Raw genomic sequence first — 16,184 nt, forward strand, 5'->3', positions numbered from 1 at the left:
TGTATAAAAATATAGATATATATAAAAGTAAAAACCTAATCGACATAGATATAATAATATAACTATTTGGTCGACTGCAAATTAATTACTTACAAAACATTATATTTTTCTCTCTACAACGTACTCTATCATTTGTAATAAAGAGTCTTTATAATTTGAATCAGGATAGTTATCAAGAATGGCTAATGCTTTATTTTTATAATCGTGCATTTTAGCCGTAGTATATTCTAATCCTCCATTTTGTTTTACAAAAGCAATAACTTCTTTTACTCTTTTTTTGTTTTTGTTATGCTTTTTTACTGAATTAATTAACCATGCTTTTTCTTTAGGAGAACAATTATTCAAGGTATAAATTAACGGAAGTGTCATTTTTTGTTCTTTGATATCAATTCCTGTTGGTTTTCCTATTTTATCTTCAGTATAATCAAACAAATCGTCCTTAATTTGAAAAGCAATTCCTATATACTCTCCAAACTTACGCATTTGTTGTACCGTTTTATTATTTGCACCAACCGATGCTGCTCCTATGCCACAGCATGCTGCAATTAGTGTAGCTGTTTTTTGACGAATTATTTCAAAATATACATCTTCGGTAATATCAAGTTTTCTAGCCTTTTCAATCTGTAACAATTCACCCTCACTCATTTCTCGAACAGCGATGGAAATTAATTTCAGTAAATCAAAGTCTTCATTATCTATAGAAAGAAGTAACCCTTTAGAAAGCAAATAATCACCTACTAAAACAGCAATTTTATTTTTCCAAAGTGCATTGATTGAGAAAAAACCTCTACGTCGATTACTATCATCAACAACATCATCATGTACTAAAGTTGCTGTGTGGATTAATTCTACTACCGATGCTCCTCGATACGTACGCTCATCAAAACCTCCATTAGAAACCATTTTTGCTACCAAAAAAACAAACATTGGTCGCATTTGTTTTCCTTTTCTACGAACGATGTAATAAGTAATTCTATTTAATAATGGAACTTTAGACAACATCGAGTCTTTGAACTTAGTTTCAAAGAGTTCCATTTCTTTAGCAATCGGAAGTTTTATTTGCTCTACTGGCTTCATTCGGGTATCAAAAGTAAGGAATTAATCTTTAACTTTTATTCGCTAATTGTCCACAAGCAGCATCTATATCTTTTCCGCGAGAACGACGTACATTTACAACAATATCATTCATCTCAAGGTTAGAAATGTAATTATTTAAAGCTCTATCTGATGCTTGCTGGAACTCACCGTCATCTATGAGGTTATATTCTATTAAATTAACTTTACATGGAACATACTTGCAAAATTGCACAAGTGCATCAATATCTTCTTTTCGATCGTTAATTCCATTCCAAACAACATATTCATATGTTATTTTTCGCTTAGTTTTTTCATACCAATATTCTAAAGACTCTTTTAAATCTTTTAACGGAAAAGTAGCATTAAATGGCATTATAGATGTTCGAACCTCATCAATGGCCGAATGTAGTGATACGGCTAAATTAAATCGAACCTCATCATCTGCCATTTTTTTTATAATTTTAGGCACCCCTGAAGTTGATACTGTAATTCTACGAGCTGCCATTCCTAAACCTTCTTCTGAAGTTATTTTATCAATAGCTTTAATTACATTATTATAATTCATTAAAGGCTCTCCCATTCCCATAAAAACAATATTTGAAAGTTTATGGTTATGATATAATTTACTTTGTTTATCAATCGCTACAACTTGATCATAAATTTCATCGGCATTTAAATTGCGCATGCGCTTTAAACGAGCTGTTGCACAAAATTTACAATCTAAACTACACCCTACTTGGCTTGAAACACAAGCAGTTGTACGTTTATCGGTAGGGATTAAAACTGACTCTACAATTAACCCATCGTGAAGTTTAATCGCATTTTTTATGGTACCATCGTTACTACGCTGCATTGTATCAACTTCAATATGATTAATTACGAAGTTTTCATCTAACATTTTTCGTGTAGCCTTAGATAAATTCGTCATATCATCAAAAGAATGAGCAGCTTTATGCCATAACCATTCGTATACTTGATTACCACGAAAAGTTTTATCTCCATTTTCAACAAAAAAATTACGAAGCTGTTCTTTAGTTAATGCGCGTATGTCTTTCTTCTTTAGTGTCATCAGGTACAAAAATACACAAAACCTCACAAGTTTACTTGTGAGGTTTTGTTTTTGGTTTAAAAACTATTTTATAAAATTAACATCGCATCTCCGTACGAGTAAAATTTATATTTTTCTTTAATTGCTTTTTGGTATGCTTCCATCATAAAATCATGACCTGCAAATGCAGAAACCATCATTAATAATGTTGATTTTGGCGTATGAAAGTTTGTCACCATGCAGTTAGCAATGCTAAAGTCATATGGAGGAAAAATAAACTTATTTGTCCATCCTTCGAAAGCATTTAACTGGTGACTTGAAGATACTGATGATTCTACCGTTCTCATTACTGTAGTTCCCACAGCACACACTCTTTTCTTTTTTGCTATAGCATTGTTCACCATATCTGCACTGGCTTCTGGTATAACGATTTGCTCAGAATCCATCTTGTGTTTTGATAAATCTTCAACCTCAACTGGGTTAAAAGTACCCAAACCAACATGCAATGTTGTTTCTGCAAAATCCACTCCTTTAATTTCTAAACGTTTCATTAAGTGTTTAGAAAAATGTAATCCTGCAGTTGGGGCTGCTACTGCACCTTCGTGTTTTGCGAAAATAGTTTGGTAACGATCTTCATCTTCTGGTTCTACCTCTCTTTTAATATATTTTGGCAACGGTGTTTCACCTAATTCTATGAGTTTTTTTCTAAACTCTTCGTAAGGACCATCAAATAAAAAGCGTAATGTTCTTCCTCGTGAAGTTGTATTATCGATAACCTCAGCTACTAAGCTTTCATCTTCTCCAAAGAATAATTTATTTCCTATTCTTATTTTTCTTGCTGGATCAACTAATACATCCCACAAACGATTTTCAGCATTTAATTCTCGTAATAAGAATACTTCAATACGCGCTCCTGTTTTTTCCTTATTTCCAAACATACGGGCAGGAAAAACTTTCGTATTGTTTAACATCATTACATCTCCTTCATCAAAATAATCGATTAAATCTTTAAATAATTTATGCTCAATTTTTTGTGTGTCACGGTGCAATACCATTAATCGTGCTTCATCTCTGTGCTCTGAAGGATACTCTGCCAATAATTCACTTGGTAATTCAAAACTAAAATTTGATAATTTCATTTGTAAAATTTTCTTAACAATGGCAAATATACAATTTCAACATAGGCGTTGTCAAGTGATTGCCGTATTATTTTATTGTAACATTCTGAATTCCTACACAAAGCATATCTTTCCAAAAATTTCGATAAGATTTGGTTACTACATCAGCTTTTAAAATTTCAATAGGGACTTTTAAAGCTAAGGGAGCAAATGCCATTGCCATTCGATGATCATTATAAGTGGTTATTTGTATGTTATTTTTAATTTTTGAAGATGACTTTAAATGTAAGGTTTCATTAGAAATTGAAATCTCAGCTCCCAACTTTGTTAACTCTTTATGTAGTGCTTCTAAACGGTCAGTTTCTTTAATTTTTAGCGTATGTAAACCTGATAAATCGCAAGCAATTCCCAACCCAAAACATGTAACGGCAATAGTTTGTGCAATATCTGGAGCATTTTTTAAGTTTTGACTAAGTACAGCTGAATTATGTTCTCTTTCTTTTATTAAAAGAATTGAGTTTTCTACAAAAGTTGTAGCTACACCAAAGTGTTTATATATTTCTGACAGACAATTATCTCCTTGTAAACTATCTTTTTTATAGGCTGAAAGTTTTACTGAAGCACCAACCTTACTCAGTGCAATAATTGAATAAAAATAGGAAGCGGAACTCCAATCTGACTCTACAACAATCATTTGTTTTTTTACATTAGATTTTGGTTTAATCTTAATTGTTTGTCCTTTAAACTTTGCCTCAATTTTTAGTTGATGTAATAATTGTAAGGTCATATTAATGTAGGGAACTGATGTGATTTTACCCACCAACTCAATCTCTAACCCCTTTTCTAAACTTGGAGCAATTAACATTAGTGCCGAAATATATTGACTACTTACATTTCCGTTAATTGAAACTTTATCTTTTGTTAGTTTCTTTCCTGATATTTTGAGTGGTGGATATCCTTCTTTTTCAACATACTCAATGTTTGCTCCTAAATCACGTAAGGCATCAACCAAAATCTGAATTGGCCTATTATGCATACGTTCAGAGCCTTTTAGTGTTTTTGTAACTCCTTCTTGTGTTGCAAAATATGCTGTTAAAAATCGCATAGCCGTTCCTGCATGTCCTATGTCAGCAATAGTCATGTCTGAAAATAAAGCTTCCTGTAGATGATGCGTATCGTCAGAGTCTGATAAATTTTCGATTTGTAAATCTGGGTATAATTGTTGTAAAATCAACAGCCTATTCGACTCACTTTTTGAACCCGAAATAGTTATATGATTTTCCGAATTAAAATGTTCGGTTTTTAATTTTAAATCCATAAAAAACTATTTCATTTTTTTATTTGTAACCCATATTCCATAAACAAAGCTTAAAATAATTTTCATTCCCCAAAAGCGAACCCACTTTCCATCTGAAAAATTAACTTGGTTGACAGCTTCGAAATTTCCTGCAAAAATTTCTTTCCAACTATTCATAAACAATGTTATTAAAGTTACTAAAACAAAGAATGGAATAGCTATTTTTAATATATTTTTCCAAAATAAAGGTTGTTGTATTTTTTTTATAAGACTCATTATTGTAACTTTTTATTATTGTGATGACGATCGTGATCTCGTTTCGTTTTAATGTCTAGTTTTTTATCAAAAGCTTCTTGTAAATTTACTCCTGTTTGGTTAGCTAAACACAATACCACGAACATTACATCTGCTAATTCTTCGCCTAAATCTTTATTTTTATCGCTTTCTTTTTCACTCTGTTCTCCATAACGACGCGCAATAATTCGAGCTACTTCTCCAACCTCCTCAGTTAGTTGTGCCATATTTGTTAATTCATTAAAGTAACGTACTCCGTGGCTTTTAATCCAATCATCTACTTGTTTTTGTGCGTCTTGTATATTCATGTCTTTTACTTTCTAATTAAATACCCAAAGATAAAAACTTCTGTTTCTTAATTGATTCGCCAAGGCGGATTTTTTCTATGCTCTCCTGCTTTAAAAAGAATTAATTTATTACCATCAGGATCTAACAAATGAGTTTCTCTCCATAACCATGTTTCATTTTTGAGCAACTGGATGAATTGAATTCCTTTCTCTTGTAATTTCTCTACTAATTCATTTAAATTATCACCTTCAAAATACAACACAACTCCTTCCTCTTTGGGTAACTCTTCTTCTTAATGAATTGAAAAGGTTGCTTCTCCGTCTGGTGTTTCAAAACGAGCATATCTAGGGCTTGCATCTACAATAAGATGCAAGCCTAGTTTTTTATAAAACATTATTGATTTTTCAACTTCAATCGATTACTACTTTTTCTTTTTTTACAATTCTCATTAACATTAACAAAAATACTAGCCCTATCATTGATAACAGAATCATAAAATTCCAGGTATTATCAAAACCAATATTGTCTATTAATTGCATTCCTGAATTGTGCCCAAAAATATGAGACATTGAAAATGCAATACTATAATATGCCATATACTCTCCTTGGTTCCCTTTTTTAGCACGCTCCATAACAAATGCATTCGAAAAAGGAAAAGCTATCATTTCTCCAACAGTCATAAATAACATTCCAACTAGTAAAATTCCTATCCAGCCTGTTAAATTAATTACTACGAAACTTAGACCTGTGAGCAATAATCCGGAGAACATTAAAAACTCTTTTGAGTATTTACTTTTTTCTAACCATGAAATAAGAGGCATTTCTAACAAAAAGATAAAGAACCCGTTCATTCCCATTAACAACCCTATTTCTAATTCAGTTAAGTGATGAACGTCTTTATAATACAAAGGCATCGTTGAGAAATATTGTAGAAAAATAAACCCAAAGATGAACATGCCTACAAAAAACACCCAAAAGGCCTTATCTGAAAACACCGATTTTGGGTTTTCTGCTTTGGTTTCATCTACTGCTTTTGCTTTTTTAGGATGTAATACATTTATCAATAACAAAGTTGCTAAAACACAGGTAACACCATCTACCCAAAATAAACCTTTGTAACTTAAGGTGGTAATAATTAGCCCTCCTACTGCAGGGCCTGCTGAAAAACCTAAATTAATTGCTAAACGAATTAAAGTAACCGAACGGGTTTTATTTTCTGGTTTACTATAAGTACTTAATGCCACAAACATTGCAGGTCTAAACGTATCAGCTACTAACATTACTAAAAAAATACCTATACAAAAACCCCAGAAAGTATTTACAAATTGTAGGGCTATAAAAAGGATTCCTGTTAAAAACAAACTAGCTTTCATCACTTTATAAAAACCTATTTTATCGGTTAACTTTCCTCCTAACCAAGAACCTAATACAGACCCTAAACCAAAACAAGTCATAATCCAACCTACATCGTTTAAGGTAAAACTTAAACTTTTAGTTAAATACAAAGACAAGAACGGTATTACCATTGTACCTGCTCTATTTATTAATGTTATTAAAGAAAGCCACCAAACCTCGTTTGAGAGCCCTTTAAAGGTGTTTAGATAGTTAAAGTAGAGTTTTTTCATGTGGCTTAAGTTTAGTTGTTTGTAATAGATATAAAAATAAAAAGTCCGACTTCGCAGTCGGACTTTTTGTAATCATAATATTTTATTTAAACATAGTTATAATACATACATTGCCCGATCTATACTGTATCTCACAGTCGATTTACATTGCTTATATATATTAAAAATTGTCATTATTATTTTTAGATTAAGGCGTAAAACTAGTAAAAAAATAAATATATCAACAAAAAAAGTTTTAAATAATTTCGTAAAGTGTAGGTTTACTAGGGGTTGCATCGTTTTCAAATGGTGCTACCATAAGGTTTAAAAGATAAGTTCCATCCTTTATTGTGTTGGGTACATAAATAAACTCAGTAATTGTAGCATTCATTCTAATTACTCCTTGTGTATCCCAAAAAGCATTATGAGCTAATAATCTTCCATTATCTTTTTCTTTATCTACCGATGGTAAGTCTATCAATAAGTGTTCAATGCCTTTTTCTCTAAGGTAGATTGCTGCCTCTTCCAACAAGTAAGGTGGATTTGTATTTGAATATCTAGCTGATTTTTTTTCAGATAAATTTGGTAAGGTTCTAATTACTACTGCTTCTCTTTTTTTGTTTCCTAAAGCATACTGAAGTTGTTTTTTTGAAATCACAAAGTCTTTATTATCTATCTGTTCTGGCGCAATCGTTACTACTTCTGTTAAAAATAAAAATTTTTTTAAATTTTTATTTATTGAATAAACTTCCTCAGTAATATGCCCCACACACTCGGTATGTGTTATATGAGAATGTGGATTGAACTGTATATTATTAAAATTAACATCAGCTCCTTCTCGTACACTTCCTGTCCAATCACCCTCAGACACTGGATATATTTTAGGATCGTCAAGATACCAAGCATTCACATTTTCTTTAGAAACATCAATGGCTATTGAAATATCTTGTGGCTTAGATAAATCAATTTTATATTTTCTTGAATTGTATTCAATAGTTGCTATCATACTCAAATATACTTAAATAATAAATAGTTCTGAAGCCAATCCATCAGCTAAGAACTTTCCTTTTGATGTAGTTTTTAAAACACCTCCGTCATTATAGGAGGGTTCAGTTTGATTTTCTTCGTTTGCAATGACTAATAGACCTTGATTAATAAATTTCTCAGCATTTTTGAGAAGATTTTTTCTAAATTCTTCCCCGAAATCTTTTGCAATTTTTTCTAACGACACTCCCCAAACGGTTCTTAATCCTGTCATTAAATATTCATTAAACTGATCTTTTATAGTGAGTTTTTCTTGTTCTAAAGGGAGTTTCCCCTCTTTAATTGCTTTGATATATTTTGCATTGTTAGCTACATTCCAACTACGATGTGTTTTATTAAATGAATGTGCTGATGGCCCAATTCCTATATACTTTTTTCCTAACCAGTAACTGGTATTGTGTTTTGAAAAATAGTTCGGTTTTCCAAAGTTGGAAATTTCGTAATGTATAAATCCATTTTTAGCTGTTTCTGCTACTAAAATATCAAAATGTTCTTTGGCTACAGCTTCGTCAACATCTGGGTATTTTCCTTGCTTGATAAACGAATCTAACGCTGTTTTAGGTTCTACCGTTAACGCATATGATGAAATATGATTGATACCGAAATCAAAAGCTATTTGCAGATTTTCTCTCCAACGTTCATTACTCATATTCGGAACTCCGTAAATCAAATCAATAGTAATATTATCAAAACTGCCAGTGGCAGCTGACAGACATTTTTTTGCTTCTTGTGCATTATGTGCGCGGTTCATTAACTGTAAATCTTCTTCAAAAAAAGATTGAATTCCGATGCTTAATCGGTTAATTGGAGTGTTAGATAATTCAATTATTTTTTCTTCTGATAAATCATCTGGATTGGCCTCTAAAGTAATTTCTGGATTTGCTATTACAACATAGTTTTTATAAATAGTATCTATCAACAATTGTAATTCTTCAATCGACAATAAACTCGGTGTTCCTCCCCCAAAATAAATAGTTTCTATTTCTTCATTTTGCAGTTCTTGCTTTCTTAATTCTAGCTCTTTCACTAAGCACGTAACTAACTCTTCTTTCTTTTTTAAAGAGGTAGAAAAGTGAAAGTCGCAATAGTAACATGCTTGCTTACAAAATGGGATATGTAGATAAATTCCTGCCAAATCAGTTATCAGTTATCAGTTATCAGTTATCAGTTATCAATATTACTTATTAATTCTTGTCTTCTTTAAAATTGAAAATAGAATTTTAACTATTTCATCAGTTTTTTAAACAATTGTTTACTGTTCATTGAACATTGAAAAAAATCAGTTTTTGATTTTTTTCGGATTTTGCTTTACAAACGCTGCCCAACCTGTGTAGTTCTTACCTCCTACTTTAGTTCCTGAATTATAAAAATGACATACTGCAGCTGCTAAACCATCAGTAGCATCTAGGTTTTTTGGTAATTCCTTTAAGTTTAATAGCGATTTTAGCATTAACGCTACTTGTTCTTTACTTGAAGTTCCTTTTCCTGTAATTGCCATTTTTATTTTTTTAGGTGCATACTCCGTTACAGGAATTTGACGTGACAATCCTGCTGCCATAGCTACTCCTTGTGCACGCCCTAGTTTTAACATGGATTGTACATTTTTACCAAAAAAAGGAGCTTCCAACGCAATTTCATCTGGATTATAGGTATCAATCAACTCAATAGTGCGTTCAAAAATGATTTTCAACTTTAGGTAATGGTCATCATATTTTTTTAAGAGCAATTCATTCATTTGGATAAACTCCATCTTCTTCCCTATTACCTTTATAATTCCAAACCCCATAATACTTGTACCTGGGTCAATACCTAATATAATTTTTTCTGTCTTCAAACTCTCGCTTATTTAACTTCTAATGAAGTAAATTTAAATGTATTTCCGTCAAACAATCCTTTGTCAGATAGTTTTAAGGACGGAATTACTAACAATGCCATAAAAGATAATGTCATATACGGAGCTCGTAACTTGCTACCTAGTTGTTTTGCCATGGCATCCAATTCTGCATAAGCTTTTCCTATTTCAACCGCTGGTTTATCTGACATGATTCCTGCAACGGGAAGCGGAACTACTTTTTCTTCAGAAGTGGTTACTGCACAAACTCCCCCCTTATTTTCAATCAGTAAGTTCACTGCCTTACAAATCAATTCATCCGACACACCGACAGCAATAATGTTATGAGAATCATGACCAACTGAACTTGCTATCGCCCCTTCTTTTAATCCGAAGTTTTTAATAAAAGCTATCGAAGGTTCCGCATTTTGATAACGATTTACTACGGTCATTTTTAACACATCATTCTCTACATCAGAAACTAAATTTCCGTCTTTTATTAACGAACCTGCTTCTATTTCATTCGTCACTAATTCTCCATCTAACGCTTCAATAACTCGAATCTTTTCAGATGCTGAATGAAACTCAAAATCAACAACGTTTTTTTTATCAGTATCAAAATTATTCAGCACTTCAAAATCTACATGCTCTACAAATGATTTTCCATTTTCAGCCACTAATTCACCATTAATGTATGTTTGGAGTACTTTAAACTTTTGCAAGTCTTTTACTATAATAAAATCGGCATCATCTCCTTCGTTCAATGTTCCTACATCAAGATTATAATGTTTTACTGGATTGATACAAGCTGCTTGTAATACTTTAAACACATCCATTCCTTTTGCTACTGCACGCTCACATAACTGATTGATATGCCCTAATAACAAATCATCTGGATGTTTGTCATCCGAACAGAACATCATATTCTCATAATATTCAGGGAGTAGATTTATCAATGCATCAAAGTTTTTTGCGGCACTTCCTTCTCTAATGATTACTTTCATTCCTTTTTGCAACTTTTCTAAGCCTTCTTCATACGTAAAACATTCGTGGTCGGTACAAATCCCTTCTGCTATATATTTATCTAAGTCTTCTCCTCTCAGCCCAGGCGCATGCCCATCTACTGGTTTGTTGTAGCGTTTTGCCCAAGCGATTTTTTTCAACACCTCTTCATCTTGATAAATAACTCCCGGGTAATTCATCATTTCTGCTAAATACTTGATATCAGGATTCTGCATCATCTTTTTGATATCTTCTGAATCAATTACTGCTCCTGCACTTTCAAAAGAAGTCGCTGGCACACAAGACGGTGCTCCGAAATTGAATTTTAACAGAACCTTCTTTCCGTTTTCAATCATAAAATCTACACCCTTTACACCTAATACGTTGGCAATTTCATGCGGATCAGATACGGTTGCTACAGTACCGTGTGTTACGGCTATTTTAGCAAATTCTGAAGGAACTAACATCGAGCTTTCAATATGAATATGAGCGTCTATAAATCCAGGTAAAATATAGTTTTCTTCGGCATGGTCTACTTCATTTATTTTCGTAATCTTTCCTGCTTCAACCTCAACTTCTCCTTTGAAAATTCTTTTGTTTTGTATATCGACTATATTTCCTTGTACTCTCATAATTCTTGATTTTACTATGCTAAAGTACGTAGTATTTATGCATAAAAAAAGCATCCTGTTCTGGATGCTTTTTAAAGTTTTTATTTCTCTGCTACTGGAGGTCCACCAGCTAAAATTTCATCATTCGCATAGTCTTTAAACTTTTTAAAGTTGTTTCTAAACGAATCTGCTAATTTATGTGCAGTTTTGTAATATTCTTCATCATTATCCCAAGCTTTACGTTGACTTAACAACTCGTCTGGAACTCCCGGACATGTTCTTGGTTGCGCTAAACCAAATACAGAGTGAATTCTGAAATCCTCAGGAGTACTTCCTAACTCACCATTTAACGCTGCATTAATCATTGCGCGCGTGTATTTTAACTTCATACGATTACCAACTCCATAAGGTCCTGCAAACCATCCTGTATTTACTAACCAAACATTTACATCTGTTTCTTTCATCTTTTTACTTAACATCTCAGCATAACGAGTTGGGTGTAATGGCATAAATGGTGCTCCAAAACACGCTGAAAAACTTGGTTGCGGCTCAGTTACACCTGCTTCAGTACCTGCTACTTTTGCAGTATACCCAGAAATAAAGTGGTAAGCAGCTTGCCCTGGTGTTAATTTAGATATTGGAGGCAATACTCCAAAAGCATCTGCTGTTAAAAAGAAGATGTTTTTAGGATTTTTACCAATTGATGGAGTTTGAATATTTTCAATGTGATAAATAGGGTAACTTACACGTGTATTTTGCGTAATTGATGTATCAGTAAAATCTACATTTCCTTTATCATCCATCACAATATTTTCAAGGATTGCTCCTCTTTTAATTGCTCCGTAAATTTCTGGCTCTTTTTCTTGAGACAGGTCAATTACTTTTGCATAACACCCTCCTTCAAAATTGAAGATCGTGTTTTCAGCAGTCCAACCATGCTCATCATCACCAATTAAACTACGGATTGGATCGGTAGATAAGGTAGTTTTACCTGTTCCTGATAATCCGAAGAAAATAGCAGTATCACCATCTTTACCAACGTTAGCAGAACAGTGCATTGGTAATGTGTTTTTAAATACTGGCAAAATAAAGTTCAACGCAGAGAAAATACCTTTTTTAATTTCTCCTGTGTATCCTGTACCACCAATTAATGCTACTTTCCTTGTAAAGTTTAAGATAGCAAAGTTGTGTTGGCGTGTTCCGTCTACTTCTGGATCTGCCATAAAACCTGGAGCGTTTACTACTGTCCATTCAGGAGAAAAGTTTTTTAACTCCTCAGCTGTTGGACGTAAAAACATATTGTATGCAAACATGTTACTCCAAGGATATTCGTTTACAACACGAATATTTAGTTTGTAATTTTCATCTGCACATGCATAACTATCACGTACAAACACCTCTTTGTTTGATAAATAGTTAGTTACTTTATCGTATAGCTTGTCAAATTTTTCTGAATCGAAAGGAATGTTAATATCTCCCCACCAAACTTGGTCTTTAGTTATATCGTCTTTAACGATAAAACGATCCATTGGAGAACGACCTGTGAACTCACCTGTTTTAACAGCTAATGCTCCAAAACTGGTTTCTACTCCTTGTCCTTTTTCAATAGTGATGTCGTGTAACTCGTTTGAAGTTAATTGATAACGAACCGTAGCGTCTTTTATGCCTAAGTTATCTAACGATATCGTTTTCGTATCAAGATTTGTCATCTTAAAAGATTTTAGTTGTGTTTAATTTTGGACAAAAATAGTTCTTTTTGATTAAAAAGATGAATCATACAAAGATTTTATCAATTAACTCTTAATAACTTTTTTTAAAAAGCCATACGTTAACAGACTCCAACCCACGATTAATAGTATTCCTCCTAAAGGTGTTATAAACCAAATTGCTTTTGCTGGAACATTCGCTAGGTAAATTAGATAAATTGATCCTGAAAACAATAAAACTCCAGCTATTAAAAAATAGCTAATCCTGTTCTTTTCTTTGTTAGTAAACTTAGTAAACATGTTTACAAAAAGTAATAATAGCACATGAAAAAACTGATAACGTACAGCGGTTTCAAAACTCTCTAAAGCTTCTGGTGTTAATCTTGTTTTTAAAGCGTGAGCTCCGAAGGCTCCTAAAATAACAGCAATTACTCCTAACCCCCCTGCTATTGTTAAATTTTTATACATTATATTAGTTTTTGTTTAAATTTAAACTTTTTTAGCGATATTGTCGCCTCAAAATTTATTGATAACAAAAATACATTATAATGAGAAATATATTGATAATTGGTGCTGGTAGATCAAGCTCTTCACTTATAAAATATTTATTAGATAAATCTTCACAAGAAAAACTACATATAACTATTGGTGATGTTTCATTAGAAAGCGCTCAATCTAAAGTTAACAATCATTCAAATGCTACAGCAATACAGTTAGATGTTTTTAACGCTTCGGAACGCTCACAAGCAATTCAAAAAGCAGATATCGTTATTTCAATGTTACCTGCTCGTTTTCATATTGAAGTAGCTAAAGATTGTATTGCTTACGGAAAGCACATGGTTACCGCCTCATATATTTCTGATGAAATGAAAGCTTTAGATGAAGAAGCTAAAGCAAAAGGATTAGTGTTTATGAACGAAATTGGCCTAGATCCTGGAATTGACCATATGAGCGCTATGCAGGTTATTGACCGTATAAAAGAACAGGGAGGTAAAATGCTATTATTCGAATCTTTTTGTGGCGGATTGGTAGCTCCTGAAAGTGACACTAACCTATGGAATTATAAATTTACTTGGAATCCAAGAAATGTAGTGTTAGCTGGTCAGGGTGGTGCTTCTATGTTTATACAAGAAGGAACTTATAAATATATTCCATACCAAAAGTTATTTAGAAGAACTGAGTTTTTAACCATTAATGGAAGTGGAAAATTTGAAGCGTATGCAAACCGTGATTCTTTAAAGTATAGAAGTATTTATGGTTTAGAAGATATTAAGACCATGTATCGTGGAACCATTCGTAAAGTTGGTTTTTCTCGTGCTTGGAATGTTTTTGTGCAATTAGGAATGACTGATGATTCGTATACTATTGAAGATTCTGAAAACATGAGCTATCGTGATTTTACTAATCTTTTCTTAGCATATTCTCCTTCTGATTCTGTAGAATTGAAATTCCGCTCATACTTAAAAATAGATCAAGACGACTTAATGTGGGATAAATTTTTAGAGTTAGACATCTTCAATCCAAATAAAAAAGTAGGGTTGAAAAATGCAACTCCTGCACAAATCTTACAAAAAATATTGATGGATTCTTGGACTCTCGAAGCAAAAGACAAAGACATGATTGTAATGCATCATATATTTGGGTATCAATATAAAGAAGAAAAACATCAAATAGAAAGTAGTATGGTGATTAAAGGGGATGACCAAACTTACACTGCAATGGCAAAAACTGTAGGGTTACCTGTAGCCATGGCTACTGTACGTATTTTAAATGGTGACATTACCACTTCTGGAGTACAATTACCTATTCATAAAGAAGTATATGAACCTATTTTAAAAGAACTGGAAGACTACGGAATTAAGTTTGTAGAAAAAGAAGTGCCTTATTTAGGATACAACCCTGAGAGTGTGAAAGGATAGATTGAATTTATTTCAATAAATTTGAATTTGAACTAATAAATCACAGCAAAAATTTGTTTCAATTATGAAAAAAACCTACTGATTTTACCATCTCACTTGATGGGATGGTGACTAAGAATGTAAAAACACTTTATACATTTAATTTTAACAAAGAGAAAGGAGTTTTTATTTTTAAATCTAGTAAGGAAAGCTTACTAAAAATGGAAGTTGAAAACAAGCTAGGTAGCTTAATTGCTATGGAAAAACTGTTTATCTAAAAATAGATAACAATGTAATATTTACCTCACCAAATATGTAGCAGTTTACCAATTTTAAATATAGGCATCAGTACACTTATTGATGCCCTTTCTTTTCAAAATATTTTTTATCATTCAAAAGAATAAACTATATTTAAGGTTCTATAAGTTCTACTAATCTTATGAAAGGATAAATATTTGTTACCTCCTATCATAATTCAATTACTTTTAAAACACAAATAACTAAAACTATATGATGAGTAAAATACCCCTATACAAAGTATTTTTTTTCTTTCTAATTTTTCAACTTAGTAATACTAATGCTCAAGATAAATTTAAAATCCCTTATGGAAATAATGAAGCTGTAGGTAAATACGTAAAAATTAATACCGCTAAAATTTATTATGAAGAATATGGAAAGGGAGAACCATTATTATTAATTCATAGCTGCGGTGCAGACATTAAAGCTATGGAATATCAAATTGATTATTTTAAAAATAAGTACAGAGTAATTGCTGCTGATAGTAGAGGGCAAGGAAAGTCTGAGTTAAAAACAACATCTTTAACCTATGACAAAATGGCTAAGGATATGGAAAAACTTGTAACACATTTAAAACTTGACTCTATAAATATTCTTGGATGGAGTGATGGCGGGATTATTGCTTTAAAAATGGGTATAAACAATAACGTAAATATTAAAAAAATAGTTACCATGGGGGTTAATTTAAGACCTGATACTACTGCTATTAACACTTGGGCTTATGATAAAGTTAGGAAAATGAATGCAAAGACATTGAATATGATTATAAATGGAGACACCTCTAAAAACTGGAAAAAAGAGCTGTTATTGGATAATCTTTTAATGAACCAACCAAATATTAGTCATGCTGAATTAAAAAAGGTTACCGCTCCTGTATTAGTAATGATTGGAGATAGAGATATTGTTAAAAATGAACACGCTGTAGAAGTTTTTAATGCTTTACCAAAAGCACAATTATGTATAATGCCTGGTGGAGACCATGGAGCTCCTCGTAATAATTCGTTAATTTTTAATGAAATAGCTAATAAATTTTTATCTAAAGAGTTCGACTATTTGGAGTAAATAACCT

15 protein-coding genes and 1 pseudogene are annotated in these 16,184 nt (G+C 32.2%); 2 read left to right on the top strand and 14 right to left on the bottom strand.

Features of this window, described 5'->3' with window-relative positions; all coding sequences use genetic code 11:
• Positions 1–99: 99 nt before the first annotated feature.
• From ACKTSW_RS13495 to ACKTSW_RS13560, 14 genes and pseudogenes are all read right to left on the bottom strand, one after another.
• Positions 100–1,077, bottom strand: a complete 978-nt coding sequence (locus ACKTSW_RS13495) for a polyprenyl synthetase family protein (RefSeq protein ID WP_408025777.1) — start codon at positions 1,075–1,077, stop codon at positions 100–102.
• Between the two features lie 28 nt (positions 1,078–1,105).
• Complete coding sequence (rlmN, locus tag ACKTSW_RS13500; protein WP_408025778.1) at positions 1,106–2,146, bottom strand: 23S rRNA (adenine(2503)-C(2))-methyltransferase RlmN; 1,041 nt, start codon at positions 2,144–2,146, stop codon at positions 1,106–1,108.
• 68 nt (positions 2,147–2,214) lie between these two features.
• Positions 2,215–3,264 carry a tRNA preQ1(34) S-adenosylmethionine ribosyltransferase-isomerase QueA gene (gene queA / locus ACKTSW_RS13505; RefSeq protein WP_408025779.1) on the bottom strand — a complete coding sequence of 350 codons (1,050 nt, stop codon included), beginning with the start codon at positions 3,262–3,264 and terminating at the stop codon, positions 2,215–2,217.
• 67 nt (positions 3,265–3,331) lie between these two features.
• Positions 3,332–4,561 (bottom strand): 3-phosphoshikimate 1-carboxyvinyltransferase, encoded by a 1,230-nt coding sequence (locus tag ACKTSW_RS13510; protein ID WP_408025780.1) that lies wholly within the window; start codon positions 4,559–4,561, stop codon positions 3,332–3,334.
• A gap of 6 nt (positions 4,562–4,567) precedes the next feature.
• The gene (locus ACKTSW_RS13515; RefSeq protein ID WP_408025781.1) at positions 4,568–4,816 is read right to left on the bottom strand and encodes a hypothetical protein; all 249 of its coding nucleotides are present in this window, start codon (positions 4,814–4,816) and stop codon (positions 4,568–4,570) included.
• A complete protein-coding gene (locus ACKTSW_RS13520; protein WP_408025782.1) occupies positions 4,816–5,142 on the bottom strand; it encodes a nucleotide pyrophosphohydrolase in 327 nt (108 codons plus the stop codon). Before ACKTSW_RS13520 ends, ACKTSW_RS13515 begins: the two co-directional genes overlap by 1 nt.
• A gap of 47 nt (positions 5,143–5,189) precedes the next feature.
• A pseudogene (locus tag ACKTSW_RS13525) lies at positions 5,190–5,387 on the bottom strand (VOC family protein); the annotation flags it as partial.
• 145 nt (positions 5,388–5,532) lie between these two features.
• On the bottom strand, positions 5,533–6,747 hold the full coding sequence (locus ACKTSW_RS13530) for an MDR family MFS transporter (protein ID WP_408025783.1): 1,215 nt from the start codon (positions 6,745–6,747) through the stop codon (positions 5,533–5,535).
• Positions 6,748–6,982: 235 nt separating this feature from the next.
• Positions 6,983–7,732 carry a cyclase family protein gene (locus ACKTSW_RS13535; protein ID WP_408025784.1) on the bottom strand — a complete coding sequence of 250 codons (750 nt, stop codon included), beginning with the start codon at positions 7,730–7,732 and terminating at the stop codon, positions 6,983–6,985.
• Between the two features lie 12 nt (positions 7,733–7,744).
• On the bottom strand, positions 7,745–8,905 hold the full coding sequence (gene hemW, locus ACKTSW_RS13540) for a radical SAM family heme chaperone HemW (protein ID WP_408025785.1): 1,161 nt from the start codon (positions 8,903–8,905) through the stop codon (positions 7,745–7,747).
• A 144-nt stretch (positions 8,906–9,049) separates the two neighbouring features.
• Complete coding sequence (gene ruvC / locus ACKTSW_RS13545) at positions 9,050–9,604, bottom strand: crossover junction endodeoxyribonuclease RuvC (protein ID WP_408025786.1); 555 nt, start codon at positions 9,602–9,604, stop codon at positions 9,050–9,052.
• 8 nt (positions 9,605–9,612) lie between these two features.
• Positions 9,613–11,235, bottom strand: coding sequence for an adenine deaminase (gene ade, locus ACKTSW_RS13550; protein WP_408025787.1), 1,623 nt, complete (start codon positions 11,233–11,235; stop codon positions 9,613–9,615).
• Between the two features lie 80 nt (positions 11,236–11,315).
• Positions 11,316–12,923: a phosphoenolpyruvate carboxykinase (ATP) gene (gene pckA / locus ACKTSW_RS13555; protein WP_408025788.1), complete on the bottom strand. Its 1,608-nt coding sequence runs from the start codon at positions 12,921–12,923 to the stop codon at positions 11,316–11,318.
• A gap of 84 nt (positions 12,924–13,007) precedes the next feature.
• The gene (locus ACKTSW_RS13560) at positions 13,008–13,388 is read right to left on the bottom strand and encodes a DUF423 domain-containing protein (RefSeq protein WP_408025789.1); all 381 of its coding nucleotides are present in this window, start codon (positions 13,386–13,388) and stop codon (positions 13,008–13,010) included.
• Positions 13,389–13,468: 80 nt separating this feature from the next.
• Here ACKTSW_RS13560 and ACKTSW_RS13565 point away from each other — a divergent pair, with 80 nt between their 5' ends.
• Positions 13,469–14,839 carry a saccharopine dehydrogenase family protein gene (locus ACKTSW_RS13565; RefSeq protein WP_408025790.1) on the top strand — a complete coding sequence of 457 codons (1,371 nt, stop codon included), beginning with the start codon at positions 13,469–13,471 and terminating at the stop codon, positions 14,837–14,839.
• 492 nt (positions 14,840–15,331) lie between these two features.
• Complete coding sequence (locus ACKTSW_RS13570) at positions 15,332–16,177, top strand: alpha/beta fold hydrolase (protein ID WP_408025791.1); 846 nt, start codon at positions 15,332–15,334, stop codon at positions 16,175–16,177.
• Positions 16,178–16,184 lie beyond the last annotated feature (7 nt).

The organism is Tenacibaculum sediminilitoris (assembly GCF_964513795.1).
Classification (GTDB): domain Bacteria; phylum Bacteroidota; class Bacteroidia; order Flavobacteriales; family Flavobacteriaceae; genus Polaribacter; species Polaribacter sediminilitoris.

Bases quoted from the DNA above. Each gene is read 5' to 3' on its own strand.
- pckA (WP_408025788.1), bottom strand. From the start codon at position 12,923: ATGACAAATCTTGATACGAAAACGATATCGTTAGATAACTTAGGCATA.
- queA (WP_408025779.1), bottom strand. From the start codon at position 3,264: ATGAAATTATCAAATTTTAGTTTTGAATTACCAAGTGAATTATTGGCA.
- rlmN (WP_408025778.1), bottom strand. From the start codon at position 2,146: ATGACACTAAAGAAGAAAGACATACGCGCATTAACTAAAGAACAGCTT.
- ACKTSW_RS13535 (WP_408025784.1), bottom strand. From the start codon at position 7,732: ATGATAGCAACTATTGAATACAATTCAAGAAAATATAAAATTGATTTA.
- ACKTSW_RS13495 (WP_408025777.1), bottom strand. From the start codon at position 1,077: ATGAAGCCAGTAGAGCAAATAAAACTTCCGATTGCTAAAGAAATGGAA.
- ACKTSW_RS13560 (WP_408025789.1), bottom strand. From the start codon at position 13,388: ATGTATAAAAATTTAACAATAGCAGGGGGGTTAGGAGTAATTGCTGTT.
- ACKTSW_RS13565 (WP_408025790.1), top strand. From the start codon at position 13,469: ATGAGAAATATATTGATAATTGGTGCTGGTAGATCAAGCTCTTCACTT.
- ACKTSW_RS13510 (WP_408025780.1), bottom strand. From the start codon at position 4,561: ATGGATTTAAAATTAAAAACCGAACATTTTAATTCGGAAAATCATATA.
- ade (WP_408025787.1), bottom strand. From the start codon at position 11,235: ATGAGAGTACAAGGAAATATAGTCGATATACAAAACAAAAGAATTTTC.
- ACKTSW_RS13520 (WP_408025782.1), bottom strand. From the start codon at position 5,142: ATGAATATACAAGACGCACAAAAACAAGTAGATGATTGGATTAAAAGC.
- ACKTSW_RS13515 (WP_408025781.1), bottom strand. From the start codon at position 4,816: ATGAGTCTTATAAAAAAAATACAACAACCTTTATTTTGGAAAAATATA.
- ACKTSW_RS13570 (WP_408025791.1), top strand. From the start codon at position 15,332: ATGAGTAAAATACCCCTATACAAAGTATTTTTTTTCTTTCTAATTTTT.
- ACKTSW_RS13530 (WP_408025783.1), bottom strand. From the start codon at position 6,747: ATGAAAAAACTCTACTTTAACTATCTAAACACCTTTAAAGGGCTCTCA.